At 48.5% G+C, this 4,339-nt stretch carries 3 protein-coding genes and 1 pseudogene; 2 read left to right on the forward strand and 2 right to left on the reverse strand.

The window, feature by feature from the left end:
• Positions 1-196: hypothetical protein (locus tag GAC_RS05835; RefSeq protein WP_037349472.1), on the forward strand; the 196-nt coding region annotated here is incomplete at its 5' end.
• Here the strand turns inward: GAC_RS05835 and cysS are convergent.
• Complete coding sequence (gene cysS / locus GAC_RS03475; protein WP_010267437.1) at positions 170-1,570, reverse strand: cysteine--tRNA ligase; 1,401 nt, start codon at positions 1,568-1,570, stop codon at positions 170-172. The two genes, GAC_RS05835 and cysS, sit on opposite strands and share 27 nt — an antisense overlap.
• Before the next feature lies 1 nt (position 1,571).
• Positions 1,572-2,210, reverse strand: coding sequence for an exopolysaccharide biosynthesis protein (locus GAC_RS03480; RefSeq protein WP_206740258.1), 639 nt, complete (start codon positions 2,208-2,210; stop codon positions 1,572-1,574).
• A 530-nt stretch (positions 2,211-2,740) separates the two neighbouring features.
• Between GAC_RS03480 and GAC_RS03490 the strand changes: the two are divergent.
• Positions 2,741-4,339, forward strand: a pseudogene (locus GAC_RS03490) (NAD-glutamate dehydrogenase); the annotation flags it as partial.

Below are 4,339 nucleotides of genomic sequence, written 5' to 3' on the forward strand. Positions count from 1 at the left end.
TGGCAACATGCATCTACGCACCAAATTAATGCCGCTCGCAGAGGTGCTATGGTCGGATATATTACTGCATTGTCAGGGGGTTATACAAATTAGCGAAAGCATCACAACAGCAACACAAATGGCGCTTATAGTGAGTACCTGCGCGCAACCCGGACAGGTGGATATCGAGCTAGTTTTTTCTATGCCAACGCGTTGAGCCGTCTTTCCCGTCAGAAATGCCTATACCCATGTTGGATAAACTTTCTCTGATCTCATCCGCCAGCTTAAAATCCCCACACTTTTTGGCCTCTACCCTTTTCTCGATGAGCCGATTGATTTCACCCTCATCAACCAAGCCTCGCATGTCGAGGAGTTTTCTTTCCGGAAAATTGCGGAACATACCCATCAGCATGGCGCTCTTATTCAGCACCCTTGCCAATCGCAGCTTCTCCCCAGCGTTGTTAGTTTTATTGATCTCCTTAACCAATTCATGTAGGGCGGCGATTGCTGCCGGTGTATTCATGTCGTCCCGCAATGATGCCATAACTGCGTCGTGCACACCCACATCTTCTAGACCCGTGCTCAATAGTTGTGCGGAAAACCCCTCGCAGGAGCGGTATATTTTGTTCAGCGCCTCTTTAGCATCAAGTACGGCCTTGTCACCCCAATCAAGCGGCTTGCGGTAGTGGGTACTCAGGAACACATACCGAATTACCTCTCCGTCCACTCCGTTGCTGAGCAGCCCTCTAACCGTGATAACATTGCCAAGGGACTTGCTCATCTTCTCACCACCGTTGACCGTCAAAAACCCGTTGTGCACCCAATACCTAGCGTACTCACTGCCGGGAAAGGCACAACAGCTTTGGGATATTTCGTTTTCGTGATGCGGAAACATCAAATCCGCGCCACCTCCGTGAATATCAAAGCTATCACCTAGATAGCGATAGCTCATAGCAGAGCATTCCACATGCCATCCTGGCCGCCCAACTCCCCAAGGACTAGGCCAGCACGCACCAAGCTTCATATCAAGATCAGTCGCCGGTTTCCAGAGGACAAAATCCCCAGGGTGAAGCTTCTCGGCAACAACTTCCACCCTGCTGCCGGATATCATATCACCCAATTTCCGGCCAGACAGCGCCCCATAATGCTTATAGGACTCTACACTAAAATATACCGTGCCACCCCGAACATAGGCGTGCCCCGCCTGAATCAACCTGCCAATTATATGCAGCATAGTTTCAATTTCTTCGGTTGCCCTTGGTTCAAAGGTTGGAGAAAGGCAGTTAAGCGCTTCAATATCTTCATGAAACAGCTTGGTGTAGTGCGCAGTCAACTCCGCAATACTTTTGTTTTCGGATTCCGCCGCATTGATGATTTTATCATCCACGTCGGTGATATTCCTAACGTAAACAACCTCAGGGTATAACGCCTTTAGCAGCCTGAATAAAACGTCATAAACAACTACGGACCGCGCGTTGCCTATGTGTGCTAAATCGTAAACAGTAGGGCCGCAAACGTAGACACCGACGCGCTCACTGTTTTTTGGAGAAAAAACCCTCTTGGCGGCATGCAGAGTGTCATGCAGCCTCATATTACGACTTGAACAGGACAGAGAACATCTCGATTACAAGCTTAGGCCCCGCTATGAGTACCACTGCGGTAACAAGTAGCCCAAAGAACCCCAACAACACGCCTAAAATTACCAGAACGCCATCCCGGTTCAGCATGCCGAGCGCCATAGCAGACATCCCACCGGCAGGAATGAAGTTCGTCAAAGGCAGGGGAATTGCAATGGAAAGGGCGCACAAAAGGCAAATCAGCGCCACCGCCTTCTCCCCCACACCACTGAACACCACAAACATCCTGGGCCTGCTCCACCGCTCCATCCCTCTCAGTATTGGAGACGTTCTCTCAACTACAGTCGCCAAAAACTCGCGCTTGAACGACCTTTTTTCTAAAAAAGCCGGCAGCCACGGAGTGGAGAGCCCCATAAGCATTTGGGCCGAGAACAGCAGTAGCGGAATGGACAACACGGTAGTATAGCCAGGAGGCACGGGAATTGGTATGGAAAGCGGCAGAGCAAACAGGAGCATGAGCACGCCAAAGCCCCTGTCACGCAGGGTCATCTTGAGTTCATACAAGGTAACTCTATCATCAGCAGCCCCTTGTACACTCACCTCCTCCAATAAATCAGAAACGGCCTTCCCACCCCTGCGCGCAGTCATAACCATATCCACAACAAAATCACAAGCCTGCGGTGCTGGATACCACAATAACAAAACCGTGTACAGAAAAATGTGCGTCGGTAAACACAGCAAGCAAGCGCATTTACGCACTTGCACCTGGGAGTTTCAGCGCAATACTGGGGGTGCTGTGCTGCACATAAAACCCAGGTAACACCTGTGCGACATATCATAACCGCTTGTTCATAGCACCTTTATACCCCAACCACACATATGCAGCATAACCCGTACAATTACTGCCATGTATATACGGGGTGCATGAAAAATATTCGGCGCACGTATCCTGGAAAATTCTCTGGATGGCACAAAACTCAGTAATTTTGCAAATGACAAATTTGTAATACAACATTACTGTGTACGACGGCTGGTTATACGGTTACCATGTATCCGAGAAGTGTCTGTGCTTAAGTTTGGTAAATTAATTGTGTTTTAATCGGTATAGGATATGCTAACCTAGCCTTCAGTAGGTTTTGTACGCTCCTCTTTTGTTTTTTGTTCCTAAGATACGTTGTAAAGTAATGCGCATCCCAGAAGATAGTGCTTGTGGCTTCGAAGGGCACGTGGTCACCTCTGTGCTGAAGGCCCTGCGGGAAAAGTTCCCATCACAAACTGATGAGTACGGCTTGCTCAAAAGCTTCATAGAGAAGTTTTACAACTTTTCTTACAGCACAGATGTGGAATTAACCAGCCAGTTTCTGCTAAACATTGCAGAAGATCTGTATAATTTTATCAGTAATAGGAAGCCCAAAGAGAGCATGGTGCGCGTATTCACGGTGGAGCGCCCAGGGTTCCCGGAAAAATCCCTCACAATAGTGGAGACGGCCAATGACAATCTGCCGTTCATAATAGACTCCGTAATAATAGCGCTGAAAAAGCATAATTTACCAATATATCACTACACAAACGCGGTTTTGCTCCTGAAGAGGAAAGGCGGCAGAATTGTAAGCGTTGATGCTCTATCCACATCCTGCGCCGATGATAATGCTTGCGAATCTGTAGCATATTTTGTGGTGGGACCTACAAGTGAAGAGCTACAAAGCACGCTCAAGACGGAAGTCGAACAGGCACTGCACTCGGTTGTATGCTGCGTAGGCGATTGGCAACCGATGCTTGGCCGAGTGGACGAACTGCTGGCGAGTATGAAAAATGACCCATCGCGTGAGGAGATCTGCAATTTCCTGAAATGGCTGCGCGAGGACAGCTTCGTGTTCCTTGGGTACAGTGAGTATACGAAATCAAAGTCAGGGGAGCTAGTTCTGGATCCGGGACGCAGCTTGGGGTTACAAAGGATGGGGCAGCAAACCCAAAAATCTTTAAGTTGCCAGACGCAAAGTAAAGAGCCACTATACGTTGTGCAGTCAAATTTCGTTTCCCACGTGCATAGGTACGGATACATGATTTGCATAGGCCTGCGCACGTTCGATAAGGCGGGAAATCTGGAACAGGAAAAGTGCTTCTACGGGTTTTTTACCTCTTCAGTCGAATTTCAGAGCGCATGCCACATACCGGTGATAAGGAAGAAGATCGGGCTCGTCAAAGAAAGATCCGGATTCTTGAAAAATGGACACAATGGAAAGGCATTGATGGCCATTATGCAGCGGTTCTCTAGGGAAGAGCTTTTCCGCTTCTCTGAAGAAGACCTGTTCCAGATCTCGATGGGAATACTTTTCCTGTCCAGCAACCCAAAAGTCCGGCTATTCATGCTGAAAGATGCAATCAACGGCTTCATTGGGTGCATCATCTTCATGCCAAAAAACCTAGCTAGCACAGAGCTCGCGGATCGCATAGCTACCGTACTGGAAGGCGCCCTAGACGGTAAAGTCGTTGGCAAATACTACAACATGTATGATGAGTCTGATTTGGTAAGACTGCAATTCACGATCAAGACCGACAGCACGGCTTCCTATGCTATATCGGTGCAGGAAGTTGAGAAGATGGTGGTAGAATCCACAAAGCGGTGGGAAGATAGGCTGCAGCAGGTGCTATCTCAGAAGCTCGAGGGTGATTTTTCCGGATATGTAAACGCCTTCCCACTAGCTATCAGGAGTACTTTTCCCCAGAAAACTGCGCGCCACGACGTCTTGAAGATCCATAAAGTATTGGAAAGCCCTACAGGT

This window comes from Anaplasma marginale str. Florida, assembly GCF_000215485.1.
In the GTDB taxonomy this organism is placed as follows: Bacteria; Pseudomonadota; Alphaproteobacteria; order Rickettsiales; family Anaplasmataceae; genus Anaplasma; species Anaplasma marginale.